Annotated in this window: 12 protein-coding genes; 9 read left to right on the top strand and 3 right to left on the bottom strand. The window is 73.6% G+C overall.

Going from position 1 to position 12,453, the window contains the following annotated elements; genetic code table 11:
• Positions 1-75: 75 nt before the first annotated feature.
• The 3 genes from ACI769_RS02675 to ACI769_RS02665 are packed head-to-tail and all read left to right on the top strand — an operon-like array spanning position 76 to position 4,549.
• Positions 76-573 carry a YbjN domain-containing protein gene (locus ACI769_RS02675; protein ID WP_021483506.1) on the top strand — a complete coding sequence of 166 codons (498 nt, stop codon included), beginning with the start codon at positions 76-78 and terminating at the stop codon, positions 571-573.
• On the top strand, positions 570-2,555 hold the full coding sequence (locus tag ACI769_RS02670; RefSeq protein ID WP_409141108.1) for an HSP90 family protein: 1,986 nt from the start codon (positions 570-572) through the stop codon (positions 2,553-2,555). Before ACI769_RS02675 ends, ACI769_RS02670 begins: the two co-directional genes overlap by 4 nt.
• A complete protein-coding gene (locus tag ACI769_RS02665) occupies positions 2,552-4,549 on the top strand; it encodes a hypothetical protein (RefSeq protein ID WP_409141107.1) in 1,998 nt (665 codons plus the stop codon). Before ACI769_RS02670 ends, ACI769_RS02665 begins: the two co-directional genes overlap by 4 nt.
• Here ACI769_RS02665 and ACI769_RS02660 read toward each other — a convergent pair.
• Positions 4,539-5,270, bottom strand: a complete 732-nt coding sequence (locus tag ACI769_RS02660) for a hypothetical protein (RefSeq protein ID WP_409141106.1) — start codon at positions 5,268-5,270, stop codon at positions 4,539-4,541. The genes ACI769_RS02665 and ACI769_RS02660 overlap by 11 nt on opposite strands.
• 98 nt (positions 5,271-5,368) lie before the next feature.
• Between ACI769_RS02660 and ACI769_RS02655 the strand changes: the two genes are divergently transcribed.
• On the top strand, positions 5,369-5,968 hold the full coding sequence (locus ACI769_RS02655) for a YbjN domain-containing protein (RefSeq protein WP_081599986.1): 600 nt from the start codon (positions 5,369-5,371) through the stop codon (positions 5,966-5,968).
• On the top strand, positions 5,965-6,477 hold the full coding sequence (locus tag ACI769_RS02650) for a YbjN domain-containing protein (protein WP_021483660.1): 513 nt from the start codon (positions 5,965-5,967) through the stop codon (positions 6,475-6,477). Before ACI769_RS02655 ends, ACI769_RS02650 begins: the two co-directional genes overlap by 4 nt.
• Before the next feature lie 51 nt (positions 6,478-6,528).
• On the opposite strand, the gene miaB is transcribed toward ACI769_RS02650, so the two are convergent.
• A complete protein-coding gene (gene miaB, locus ACI769_RS02645; RefSeq protein ID WP_144722828.1) occupies positions 6,529-8,199 on the bottom strand; it encodes a tRNA (N6-isopentenyl adenosine(37)-C2)-methylthiotransferase MiaB in 1,671 nt (556 codons plus the stop codon).
• Positions 8,200-8,301: 102 nt separating this feature from the next.
• On the opposite strand from miaB, the gene ACI769_RS02640 reads away from it, so the two are divergent.
• The 4 genes from ACI769_RS02640 to ACI769_RS02625 all read left to right on the top strand — a co-directional run bounded on the left by ACI769_RS02640 (position 8,302) and on the right by ACI769_RS02625 (position 11,803).
• Entirely contained in the window at positions 8,302-9,120 is an 819-nt protein-coding gene (locus ACI769_RS02640; RefSeq protein ID WP_034655661.1) for an amino acid ABC transporter ATP-binding protein, read from the top strand.
• 119 nt (positions 9,121-9,239) lie between these two features.
• Positions 9,240-10,115, top strand: a complete 876-nt coding sequence (locus ACI769_RS02635; RefSeq protein WP_086151306.1) for a glutamate ABC transporter substrate-binding protein — start codon at positions 9,240-9,242, stop codon at positions 10,113-10,115.
• A gap of 96 nt (positions 10,116-10,211) precedes the next feature.
• The gene (locus tag ACI769_RS02630) at positions 10,212-10,901 is read left to right on the top strand and encodes an amino acid ABC transporter permease (protein ID WP_021482422.1); all 690 of its coding nucleotides are present in this window, start codon (positions 10,212-10,214) and stop codon (positions 10,899-10,901) included.
• On the top strand, positions 10,898-11,803 hold the full coding sequence (locus tag ACI769_RS02625; RefSeq protein WP_021482421.1) for an amino acid ABC transporter permease: 906 nt from the start codon (positions 10,898-10,900) through the stop codon (positions 11,801-11,803). The genes ACI769_RS02630 and ACI769_RS02625 overlap by 4 nt, the downstream gene beginning before the upstream one ends.
• Before the next feature lie 88 nt (positions 11,804-11,891).
• Here ACI769_RS02625 and ACI769_RS02620 read toward each other — a convergent pair whose 3' ends face one another.
• On the bottom strand, positions 11,892-12,383 hold the full coding sequence (locus ACI769_RS02620; protein ID WP_228485303.1) for a regulatory protein RecX: 492 nt from the start codon (positions 12,381-12,383) through the stop codon (positions 11,892-11,894).
• Positions 12,384-12,453: the final 70 nt, after the last annotated feature.

Below are 12,453 nucleotides of genomic sequence, written 5' to 3'. Positions count from 1 at the left end.
GCCCGCGCGCACCGACGCGTACGACCTCAGCACGACGACCTCGCACGACCTCTCAGACGACAAGGACTCGAGAACATGGGTTTCTTCACCAAGCCGGACGCCGCACCGACGAGCCAGAACGCGCCGCTGACGCGCGAGCGCGTCGAGGCGTTCCTCACGAGCCGCGAGTGGCGGTACTTCGTCGACTCGGACGGGGACCTGGGCGGCAACTGGGACGGCAAGGTGTTCTTCTTCTTCCTCATGGGTGAGAAGCAGGAGATCCTGCAGGTCCGCGGCCGGTGGAACCGGACGCTCCCGGCGTCGGCCGAGGCGCAGGTCGCGCTCGTCGCCAACGAGTTCAACCGCGACAAGATCTGGCCGAAGGTCTACGCGCGCGTCGAGGACGACCAGCTCGCGGTCTACACCGAGGTCGCGACGGACCTGGAGTTCGGCGTCGCGGACGACCAGCTCGGCCAGCTCATCGAGTGCGGCCTGTTCACGGGCCTGCAGTTCTTCGACGCGCTCGACGCCCGCTTCCCCGACACGGCCGCGCAGACCGTGGCCGAGGGCGGCGCCGACGTCGACGCGCGGTGACCGGCACGCACGAGACCACCGCGGGCCGCACCGCTCCGGACGGCGCCCCGGGCGAGGAGGCGACGACGGCCTTCCAGGTCGACCTGCGGGGCGTCGTCGACCTCCTGGCCCGGCACCTGTACTCGAGCCCGCGCGTCTACCTCCGTGAGCTGCTGCAGAACGGCGTCGACGCGATCACCGCGCGCGCCGGGCTCGAGGGACCGCAGGCGCCGGCGCGGATCCTGCTCCGTCCGCTGCCCGACGGCGGCCTGGAGGTGCACGACTCGGGTGTCGGCCTCACGCGGGACGAGGCGCAGGAGCTGCTCGCGACCATCGGGCGCAGCTCCAAGCGCGACGTCGAGCTCGGGACGGGTCGCGAGGAGTTCCTCGGCCAGTTCGGCATCGGGCTCCTGTCCGCGTTCATGGTCGCCGACGAGATCGAGCTCGTCTCGCGCTCCGCGCGCCGCACGACGGCGGGCGACGCGCCCGTCCCCGTGCGCTGGCGCGGCCGCGCCGACGGCCGGTACGAGCTCGTCGAGCTCGCGCCGGACGACCCGGTGGCGCCCGTCGAGCCCGGGAGCGTCGTCCGGCTGCACCCGCGGCGGGACACCGAGCACTGGCTCGCCCCGGAGTCGGTGGTCGCGCTCGCCCAGGACTTCGGCTCGCTCCTGCCGGTCGAGCTGCTCCTCGAGACGCGTCTCGACGGCGGCCCCGGCGAGGACCGTGACGGCGGAGCGGGCGGCGACGCCCCGGTCGCGGTGCGCCGGCTCAGCGGGGAGGACCTGCCGTGGCGCGCTGCGCACCCGACGCCCGCGGCCCGCGACGCCGAGCTCGCCGGCTACGCCGAGCGCACGCTCGGCTTCACCCCGCTCGCACGGATCGACCTCGACCTGCCGCTCGCCGGCCTGACAGGCGTCGCGTACGTGCTCCCGGCCGCGGTCGCGCCGACCACGACGTCGCGGCACCGGGTCTACCTCAAGCGCATGCTCCTGGGCAGCGCGGTCGACGACCTGCTGCCCCCGTGGGCGTTCTTCGTGCGGTGCGTCCTCGACGCGTCCGTGCTGCGCCCGACGGCGTCGCGCGAGGGGCTGTACGAGGACGAGGTCCTGCTCGCGACCCGGGACGCGCTCGGGGCGCAGGTGCGCCGGTGGCTGCTGGAGACGCTCGCGACGGACTCGGTCCTCGCGCGGCGCTTCCTCGAGACCCACCACCTCGCCGTGCGCGCGCTCGCGCTCACCGACGACGAGATGCTCGACGTCGCCGCGCGCGTGCTGCCCTTCGAGACGACGGCCGGGTCCACGACCCTGGCCGACCTCGCGACGGACCACCCCGACGGGCGCCTGCTGTACACCGCGAGCGTCGAGGAGTTCCGGCGCATCGCGCCCGTCGCGGCGGCGCAGGGGCTCGCGGTCGTCAACGGCGGCTACGTCTACGACGCCGACCTGCTCGAGCGCGTCGCGGCGCGGTTCCCGCAGTGGCGGCTGTCGCCCGTCTCGGCCGCGGACGTCGCGCACGTCCTCACGGAGGTCGAGCCGCTGCGCGAGCTCGAGGTCGCCGACGCGCTCGCGTCGCTCGACGCCGCGCTCGCCGAGCAGGACTGCGACGTCGTGCTGCGCCGGTACGAGCCCGACGCCCTCCCGGCCATGCTCCTGCACGACCGCGAGGGCGACCACGCGCGCGAGGCCGCCCGCGTCGCGGAGACGGACGACCTCTGGGGCGAGATCCTCGCGGGCCTCAGCGCCCCGGCCCGCCCCCGCCGCCTGGTCCTCAACGACGCCAACGCCACGGTGCGCGACCTGCTCGCGAGCCCCGACGCGCAGGTGCGCGCCGCGGGTGCCCGCTCCCTCTACGTCACGGCGGTGCTCGCGTCCGGCAAGGCGCTCCAGCCCGTCGAGGCGACCCTCATGAACGACTCCTTGTCGCTCCTGCTCGCCCGCGCCCTCGCGGCCGGGCAGGACCCCGCCACGGAAACCGACCCCCCTGCCGACGAGGAGAACCGATGACCCGGTCCGTGGACCAGGTGAACGCCGCCCTGTACGACGTCCGCCGCATGCCCTACGGCCTCGCGCGCTCCACGGCCGCCGTGGCCGAGCTCGAGCGCGTCGAGGCCGAGGGCCCCGACGCCGCGCGCGCCTACGCGCTGTTCGTCCTCGTCGAGTCGTACGTGTGGGGCGGCGAGGTGACTAAGGCGTACCTGCCGTTCACCAAGATGCTGCGCTGGTGGGACGAGCACCCCGAGCACTTCGACGCCGAGGACACGCACTCGCTGTTCTGGTCGTTCAAGTGGATGGTCGGGCACCTCATGGAGTTCCCCGACGTCCCCGCCGCGCAGATCGAGCGCACGCTCGACGACATGGCACGCCGGTACGCGCTCGCGGGCAACGGCACGAACGCCGTCGCCCTGGAGCGCTTCGAGTGGGCGCGCGAGCGTGGCGGCGCGGACGTCGAGGACGCGTACCGCGCGTGGGTCGCGACCCCGCGCGACGACTACTCGCAGTGCGAGGCGTGCGAGCCGGGCGACCGCGCGGCGTACCTCTTCGAGACGGGCCGGCACGACGAGGGCATCCGGCTGCTCGAGGGCGTGCTCCAGGGATCGCCGTCGTGCGCCACCGAGCCGGGCGACATGCTGTCCCACCTCCAGCTCGCGTACGTGGAGGTCGGCGACGCCGAGGCGGCGGCCCGCTCGCACCGCCGCGGGCTGCGCCACCTCGACACCGGGGTGACGATGACGGGCCCGAAGGGTCGTCACGTGGAGTTCCTCGCCCGGACGGGCAACGCGTCGCGCGCGCTGCGCCTGCTCGTGGAGCACCAGGCGTTCCTCACGGAGGCGGACTCGCCGGGCGACCGGCTCGGCTTCCTCACGAGCGTGAGCGTCGCGACGGGCGTCCTGCGGGCCGACCACGGCGACACCGCGCTCGCCCTGCGGGACGTTCCCGCGACGACGCTCGCGGAGCTCGACGCGTGGGTGCGCGGCGAGGCGGCCGCCCTCGCGCAGTCCTTCGACGCGCGCAACGGCACGACGGCGGCGTCCGAGCGGCTGCGCGACGCGTGGGAGCGCGGCGCGCGCACGCTCCCCGTCGACCTGGCGGTGCTCTCCCTGGACGCCCCGCCTGCGTCGCCGCGGCCCGTCGCCGTGGCCGAGGGCGCGACGAGCGGTCCGTCGGACCTCCCCGCCGGGCTCGCGCCGGAGGAGCCCGCGGTCACCGGTGGAGCCCCGGCGGAGGGCACCGACGAGCCCACCGACGCCGACGGCCTGCTCGCGCTCGCCGACGACGTCGCGGGTGACGACCCGGTCCGGGCGGCACGCCTCCTGCGTCGCGCGTCGTCGCACCTGGAGAGCTCCGGCCACCTCGACCGCGCCGGCTTCGCGCTCGCCGAGGCGGCGCAGCTCGCCGCGCTCGAGGGCGACGACGAGGGCGCCGCGCCCGCCTTCCTGCACGCGCTCACGCTCCTGCGGGCCGGTGGTGTCGCGCCCCGGTTCGTCGGGCCGGTCGTGCGCGCCTACGCGCGGCTCGAGGCCGGGCGGGGCGACGTGACCGCCGCCCTGGCCCAGGTCGAGCGCACGCTCGACGACCTGGCCGCAGCGGGCGAGGGCAGCGACGTCGCGCCGGCGCCGCGGGCCGCCGAGCTCGTCGAGCGCGACGCGGCGGCCGACGCGCGCGAGCGCCGCGACCTCGACGACACGCGCGCCCGCCTCCTCGCGACCGCGGGCGAGCTCGACGCGGCGGCGACGCTCGCGGAGTCCGTCGCCGAGGAGTTCGCCCGCGTCGGGGACGTCCGCGACGCGGCGCACGCCTTCTGGCTCGCGGGGCGCTCGCGCTGCGCGGCGGGGAAGGACACGGACGCGGTGGAGCTGCTCGAGTCGGCCATGGAGGGCTTCGCGATCGTCCACGACGCGGAGTCGCGCGCGATGGTGGGCAACGAGATGGTCGCGGCGCTGCGCCGGCTCGGGCGCGACGACGAGGCGGCCGCCGTCGGGACGGGCCTCAGCGGCTGACGACGGGCCCGGCCGGGCGGGCGGCGGGCCCCGCCGGGCGGGCGGCGGCTGCGGGGGCGCGGACCTCGTACCGCCGGACCGCCGCGACGGGGTCCGGCTCGTCGGCCGGCGCGGCCTCGGCGCCCGCCGCGGCGACGAACCCGTCGAGCACGGCCTGCGGCAGGGGCGCACGCGGGTCGTGCACGACGACGAGCCGCGCCCCCTCCCGGGCGAGCTCCGCACCGAGTTCTCGGGCGGCGTCCAGGACGGTCTCCGTCGCCGCACCCGCCTCCGTGCTCGTCCCCGAGCTCGTCTCCGTACTCGTCTCCAAGCTCGTTTCCGTGATCGCACCTGCCGCCGTCCGCGTCGCCGCGCCACCGAGCTCCACGACGTCGACGGGACCGGTCCAGCCCGCACCGGCGAGCGCAAGGAGCGCCACGGAGGCGGCCGTCCCGGCGACGGGTCGGTCGAGCGGTCGCGTGGCGGCGGCCCACGCGGGGTCGATCCACCGGTCCGCGACACCCGCCGCGGCGAGCGAGGCCCGGGCGGCGCCGCGGGCGCGCGCGGCTCCCGGGGCGACCACGACCACGGCCGACGCACCCGCCTCACCGGGCGGGCCCGCCACGAGGTCGGCGAGCGCCGCGAGCGCGGCGTCGCGCACCGGCCCGAGGACCGAGGCGGCACCGGCCGCCCCCGGGACGAGCAGGGCGGTTCCGGGGAGCACGACGGCGCGGACGGTCACCGTCCCACCGTAGTGGTGCCCGCTCCACCACCCTCGCCGCGCCTCCCCGGACGGCCCGCGATGCGGCGTCCGCGGGCGCGCGCGAGTACGGTAGGGAGGTGAGGTTCTTCGGGGCGCGGGACGACGACGACCGGCGGGACGGGAATCCCGGCGGAGCGCAGGACGGGGGCCGGTCGGGCGCGGCCCGGCCGGCGGACGACCTGCAGTCGCAGGTCGAGGACCTGCTGGCACGCGAGCTGGGTCAGGTCGCGACCGACGTCCTGCGGCCTCCCACACCGCTCACGCTCTCGCGGGTCGTCGAGTGGATCACCGACAGCGGGTACAGCTACTTCGTCGACTCCGACGGCGATGTCGGCGGGCTGTGGCACGGCCGCCTGTTCTACTTCCTGCTCTTCGGCAACGACGACGAGATCCTCCAGGTGCGCGGCCAGTGGAACCGCGACCTCGCGCTCGAGCGCCTCGAGGAGATCCTCGAGTTCTGCAACGAGTGGAACGCCGACCGGATCTGGCCCAAGACCTACACGCGCGTCCGCGACAACGGGATGATCCAGGTCTTCACCGAGGTCACGGTCGACCTCGAGCACGGCGTGACGGACGACCAGCTCGACCAGCTCCTCCAGTGCGGCCTGAGCACGGGGTCGATGTTCTTCGACGCGCTCGACGAGTTCTACCCGGACCCCGCGAGGCAGGCGCCATGACGCAGGCCCGCACCAACTGGTTCACGCGCCTGTTCGGCAACCGCCGGCCCAAGGCGCCGGACTCGCTCCCGCGCGAGGAGGAGCTGCCGCGCGCGCTGTCGATGGCGCGCATCGGCGACCACCTGACGCGCCGCGGCTACCACTTCCGCGTGGACGACGACGGCGACATCACGGGTACGTGGGACGGGCACCGCTTCTGGTTCCTGCTGCTCGGTGACCGGTCGGAGATCCTCCAGGTCCGCGGCCGCTGGTCGACGACGCTCCCCGTCGAGTCGCGCCTCGTCACGCTCCAGACCGTCAACGACTGGAACCGCGAGCGCATCTGGCCCAAGGTCTACGTGCGCGAGGAGGGCGGACGGCTCGCGCTCTACGCCGAGGTCTCCGTCGACCTCGAGCACGGCGCGACCGACGACCAGCTCGCCCAGACCGTCTCGTGCGGGCTCGGTACCGCCGTGCAGCTCTTCCACGCCATCGGCGCCCAGCTCCCGCCGGGGACCCTGGACGACTGACGTCCTGGCGCCGTCGTCCGCGCCCGCCGTCGGGGTCCTGGACCCCGCCGTTCAGGCGCGGAGCGTCGGGAGCCCCAGGACGACCGGGCCGGACGGCGCGCCGCCGCCGTGCCCGTGGCCGTGGTCGTCGTCGCCCCCGCCCAGGCGGGCGCGCTCACGCCGCGCCCACGCGTCGCCGGAGCGGGTGCGGCGCACGGCGAACGTGCCGCCCGCGAGCGCCGAGTCCGCGATGAGGTGGTGCGGCGCCGAGCGGGTGACCTCGACGGTGACGACGTCGCCGGGACGCGGCAGGCGGACGTCGAGGTCGTCCGCGAGGCGCGGGTCGACGGACCCGGGCGTACCGGTCCCGTCGGAGGGGGCGTCGTCGGGCGCCCCGGCCACGACGGCCGCGGGGAGCGCGAGGTGCACGAGGCGGTTGTCGGGGGCGCGACCGGTGACGCGGTGCGTCGCGCCGTCCTTGCGCCCTGCGCCCTCGCCGACGAGGACGTCGATCGTCCGGCCCACCTGGCGTGCGGACTCCTCGCCGGCGATCCGCTCCTGGAGCGCCTGGAGCCGCTCGAAGCGCTCCTGGACGACCTCCTTGGGGAGCTGGCCGTCCATCGTCGCGGCGGGCGTCCCGGGGCGCGGGGAGTACTGGAAGATGAACGCGGAGGAGAAGCGCGACGCCTCGACGACCCGCATCGTCTCCGCGAAGTCCTCCTCGGTCTCGCCGGGAAAGCCCACGATGATGTCGGTGGTGATCGCGGCATCGGGCATGACGGCCCGGACACGGTCGAGGATCCCGAGGAACCGCTCGGAGCGGTAGGAGCGGCGCATCGCGCGCAGCACCCGGTCGGAGCCCGACTGGAGCGGCATGTGGAGCTGGGGCATGACGTTCGGCGTCTCGGCCATGGCCGCGATGACGTCGTCGGTGAACGCCGCCGGGTGCGGCGACGTGAACCGCACCCGCTCGAGCCCGTCGATCGTCCCGCACGCGCGCAGGAGCTTGGCGAACGCGCCGCGGTCGCCGAACTCGACGCCGTAGCTGTTGACGTTCTGGCCGAGCAGCGTCACCTCGATGGCACCGGCCTCGACGAGCGCGCCCACCTCGGCGAGGACCTCACCCGGACGGCGGTCGCGCTCCTTGCCGCGCAGGTGCGGCACGATGCAGAACGTGCACGTGTTGTTGCAGCCGACGCTGATGGACACCCACCCCGCGTAGACGGACTCGCGCTTCGTCGGCAGCGTCGAGGGGAACACCTGCAGCGACTCGGCGATCTCGACCTGCGCCGCCTCGTTGTGCCGCGCGCGCTCGAGCAGGACGGGCAGGGCGTCGAGGTTGTGGGTGCCGAACACGACGTCGACCCAGGGGGCCTTCTCGACGATGGTGCCGCGGTCCTTCTGCGCGAGGCAGCCGCCGACGGCGATCTGCATGCCGGGTCGCGCGGCCTTCACCGAGGCGAGCTGGCCGAGGTTGCCGTACAGGCGCGTCGCGGCGTTCTCGCGCACGGCGCACGTATTGATGACGACGACGTCGGCGCGGTTCGCGGCCTCGTCCTGCGCGCTCGCACGCGTGTAGCCCGCCTGCTCGAGCATCCCCGCCATGTGCTCGGAGTCGTGGACGTTCATCTGGCACCCGAGGGTGCGCACGACGTAGGTGCGGGGGTACGCGTCGGCCGGCGCAGCGGCGGTGGCGTGCGGTGCGGGGGCGGCCGGGACGGGGGCAGGGGCGATCGTGGACATCACCGTCCAGGGTACGGCTCCGGGTGCCGTGTTACTGAACTGTTGCCCGGTTGTTGCCGGATGAGGTGGCACCGTGCAACAGAAGGGACATAGTGTCCAGGAATGGCCGACGAAACCCCTTCGCCGTCCGACGCGCAGCGCAGCGCTCAGGACGCTCAGCCCCTCCCCGCCGAGCAGGTCCTCGGTGAGCCGCTCGTCGAGCTGCGCGACGTGAACAAGCACTTCGGCGAGCTCCACGTGCTGCGCGACATCAACCTCACGGTCCGGCGCGGCGAGGTGCTCGTCGTCATCGGACCCTCCGGCTCGGGCAAGTCGACCCTGTGCCGGGCGATCAACCGGCTCGAGACGATCGACTCGGGCGAGATCCTCGTCGACGGCGAACCGCTCCCCCAGGAGGGCAAGGCGCTCGCGCGGCTGCGCTCCGACGTCGGCATGGTCTTCCAGTCCTTCAACCTCTTCGCGCACAAGACGATCCTCGACAACGTGACGCTCGGGCCCGTCAAGGTGCGGCGCGAGCGGAGCAAGGACGCGAAGGAGCGCGCCCTGGCCCTCCTCGACCGGGTCGGCGTGAAGAACCAGGCGCAGAAGATGCCGGCGCAGCTCTCGGGCGGCCAGCAGCAGCGCGTCGCCATCGCCCGGGCCCTCGCGATGAAGCCCAAGGTCATGCTGTTCGACGAGCCCACGTCGGCGCTCGACCCCGAGATGATCAACGAGGTCCTGGACGTCATGGTCTCGCTCGCCAAGGAGGGCATGACCATGATCGTCGTCACCCACGAGATGGGCTTCGCCCGGAAGGCCGCGAACCGGGTGGTCTTCATGGCGGACGGCCAGATCGTCGAGGAGGCGCACCCCGAGGAGTTCTTCACCGCGCCGAAGAGCGAGCGGGCCAAGGACTTCCTCTCCAAGATCCTCACGCACTGAGGTCCCCCGCCCTCACCACGCACCGACCACCACGGACCGGGCCGCCAGGCCCCCCACACCCGGCCGACCGACGAGGCACACCGTCGTCGGACGACCACCACTCACGAAGGGTAGGAACGATGCGCACACGACACGCAGGTGCTGCCGTGCTGGCCGCTCTCACCGCGCTCACGCTCGCAGCGTGCAGCAGCGGCGACGTCGGCGACGACAGCACGACCACGGACCCCGAGCAGTCCGCCGGAGGCAGCGGCGACGGCGGCGGCGAGACGGTCAAGATCGGCATCAAGTTCGACCAGCCCGGCCTGGGGTTCCAGGACGGGTCGACCTACACGGGGTTCGACGTCGACGTCGCCACCTACGTGGCGGGCGAGCTCGGCTACTCCCCGGATCAGATCGAGTGGGTCGAGGCACCGTCCGCGCAGCGCGAGACGATGCTCCAGACCGGTCAGGTCGACATGATCTTCGCGACGTACTCCATCACGGACACGCGCAAGGAGACCGTCGCGTTCGCCGGGCCGTACTTCGTCGCCGGGCAGGACCTGCTCGTCGCCGAGGACAACACCGACATCACCGGCCCGGAGTCGCTCGAGGGCAAGAACCTCTGCTCCGTCACGGGCTCGACGTCGGCGCAGCGCATCAAGGACGAGTACGCCGCGGGCGTGCAGCTCCTCGAGCGCCCCGGGTACGCCGAGTGCGTGACCGCGCTCACGGCCGGCCAGGTCGACGCCGTCACGACCGACGACATCATCCTCGCGGGCCTCGCGGCGCAGCCGCAGAACCAGGGCAAGGTGAAGGTGGTCGGGGCGCCGTTCTCGACCGAGCGCTACGGCGTCGGCCTGCCCCAGGACAACGACGTCTGCGAGGACGTCAACGCCGCGATCGAGAAGATGATCGAGGACGGTTCCTGGGAGGAGTTCGTCAGCAAGAACACCGAGGGCACCGGGTACACGCCGAACGCGAGCGAGAACCCGCCGACGGTCGACCCCTGCGCCTGACCTCTCTGCCGGGGAGCGGAGCGCGGCGTGCCGCGCTCCGCTCCCCGGCCTCGTCCGGTCGGTCCACGACCACGCCCTCCCGGAGGATGACCAACCGTGGGTGACTACCTCTCCCAGTTCACCGAGCTCCTCAGCACCTACGACGTGCTCGGCGCGTTCTGGGTGAACATCCAGCTGACGTTCTGGGCTGCGATCTTCTCCCTGATCCTCGGCACGGCGCTCGCGCTCATGCGGATCTCCCCCGTCTCGAGCCTGCGGTGGGCCGGCTCGACCTACGTGAACCTCCTGCGCAACACGCCGCTGACGATCATCATGACGTTCATGGTCCTCGCGGTGTGGACCCAGCTGCAGATCAGCCTGTCCCCCGACTTCCCGACGAACTTCTTCCGGTTCGCGGTCATCGGCCTGACCGTCTACCACGCCGCCTTCGTGTGCGAGGCGATCCGCTCGGGCGTCAACACGGTGCCGATCGGCCAGGCCGAGGCGGCGCGGGCGATCGGCCTCTCCTTCGCTCCCGCCGCGCGCCTCGTCATCCTCCCGCAGGCGTTCCGCGGCGCCATCGCCCCCCTCGGCAACACCCTCATCGCGCTGCTGAAGAACTCCACCGTCGCGGCCGCCGCGAGCGTCACGACGGAGACGTCGAGCCTCATGCGCACGATGATCGAGTTCAACTCGAACTACATCTACGCGATCTTCCTCACCTTCGCGATCGGCTACGTGATCCTCGTCATCCCGATCGGCCTGCTCACCACCTCGCTCTCGACCCGATTGGCGGTCCGCCGATGAGCGCCCCGCGTCAGTCCGTCCTCTTCGACGCCCCCGGGCCCCGGGCCCGGCGCGCGATCGCCGTCGGCAACGTGATCGGCGCCGTGATCGTGATCGGGATCGCCGTGCTCGTGCTGCTGGAGCTCGGACGCAAGGGCCAGCTCTCGTGGGAGCAGTGGGGTCCCGTCTTCACCGCCAACGCGTGGGAGAACTTCTTCCTGCCGGGCCTCCAGAACACGCTGCGCGCCGCCGGTTTCGCGATCGTCGGTGCCGTGATCTTCGGGCTGGTCTTCGGCTCCGGCCGGCTCTCGCACGTGCGCGCGCTGCGCTGGGCGTGCGGTGTCGTCGTCGAGTTCTTCCGCGCCGTGCCGGTGCTCCTCATGATGATCTTCTTCTGGCTCCTGCTGGGGCTGCAGAAGGTCCCGGACGCCCCGTTCCTCGCGGTCGTGATCTCCCTCGTGCTCTACAACGGCTCGGTGATCGCCGAGCTCGTCCGGTCCGGCGTCGGCAACCTGCCGAAGGGCCAGGGAGAGGCCGGCGTGGCGATCGGCCTGACGCGCGGGCAGACCCTGCGGTCGATCCAGCTCCCGCAGGCGCTCATCGCGATGCTGCCCGCGCTCGTGTCGCAGCTCGTCGTCGTGCTCAAGGACACCGCGCTCGGGCAGATCATCACGTACCCCGAGCTGCTGCGGGCCGCGCAGATCCTCGGCACGGCCTTCGGCAACACCCTGCAGACCCTCACGGTCGCCGCGGTCATCTTCATCGTCATCAACTACGCCCTGACCGCCCTGGCCCAGTGGCTCTCACGCTTCCTCAGCGGGCGCACCGCGGGCGCCACGGCTGCGGGACCGGGCATCGGCAACCCGACGGCGGTCGCGGGCGGCCCCACGGAGGACGCCCCGGCCACCTCCACCGTGCGCTGACGCACCCGTCGCCCGCCCGTGCTCGGGCGGGCGACGGGCCGCTCTGCCGTGGGGTGGGCCGCCCGTGCTCGTCCTGGCCGGTCGAGCGTCACTCCTCCGCGTCGAGCTCGCGCTGCACGATCTCGAAGGCCAGCCCGGGGCTGTACCCCTTGCGGGCGAGCGCGCCGACCGTCCGACGCACGCGCACGTCGCGGTCGAGACCGCGGGTCCTGGCGAGACGTGCTCGCGCGAGGGCCAGGGCGGCGTCCGCCTCGGAGTCGTCGTCCACCTGCTCGAGCGCGGCCGCACCGACCTCGCCGTCGATCCCCCGCCGGCGCAGCTCGGTCGAGATCGCGCGGCGGGACAGCCCGCGCTCGGCGTGCCGCGTGCGGACGATCATCTCCGCGTACTGCGCGTCGTCGACGAGCCCGACCTCCTCGAAGCGGTCGAGGATGGGCAGCACGACGTGCTCGGGGTATCCCTTGCGCGCGAGCGACTGCGTGAGCTCCGCGCGGCTCTTCGGTGCCGCGGTGAGGATGCGCAGGACGGTCTCGCGGGCGCGCTCGGCGAGGTCGGCGTCGCTGATCTCGCCGCGCTCCACGAGCTCGTGCAGCGACGGGCGCGGGCGCCGCCCGGCCTTGCGGCCGGTGCGGCGCCCGTCATCCTCCGCG

The organism is Cellulosimicrobium sp. RS, assembly GCF_046159675.1.
Lineage (GTDB): Bacteria > Actinomycetota > Actinomycetes > Actinomycetales > Cellulomonadaceae > Cellulosimicrobium > Cellulosimicrobium funkei.
This window is presented reverse-complemented; position numbering and strand designations above follow the sequence as displayed.

Bases quoted from the DNA above. Each gene is read 5' to 3' on its own strand.
- ACI769_RS02675 (WP_021483506.1), top strand. From the start codon at position 76: ATGGGTTTCTTCACCAAGCCGGACGCCGCACCGACGAGCCAGAACGCG.
- ACI769_RS02665 (WP_409141107.1), top strand. From the start codon at position 2,552: ATGACCCGGTCCGTGGACCAGGTGAACGCCGCCCTGTACGACGTCCGC.
- ACI769_RS02650 (WP_021483660.1), top strand. From the start codon at position 5,965: ATGACGCAGGCCCGCACCAACTGGTTCACGCGCCTGTTCGGCAACCGC.
- miaB (WP_144722828.1), bottom strand. From the start codon at position 8,199: ATGTCCACGATCGCCCCTGCCCCCGTCCCGGCCGCCCCCGCACCGCAC.
- ACI769_RS02640 (WP_034655661.1), top strand. From the start codon at position 8,302: ATGGCCGACGAAACCCCTTCGCCGTCCGACGCGCAGCGCAGCGCTCAG.
- ACI769_RS02635 (WP_086151306.1), top strand. From the start codon at position 9,240: ATGCGCACACGACACGCAGGTGCTGCCGTGCTGGCCGCTCTCACCGCG.
- ACI769_RS02625 (WP_021482421.1), top strand. From the start codon at position 10,898: ATGAGCGCCCCGCGTCAGTCCGTCCTCTTCGACGCCCCCGGGCCCCGG.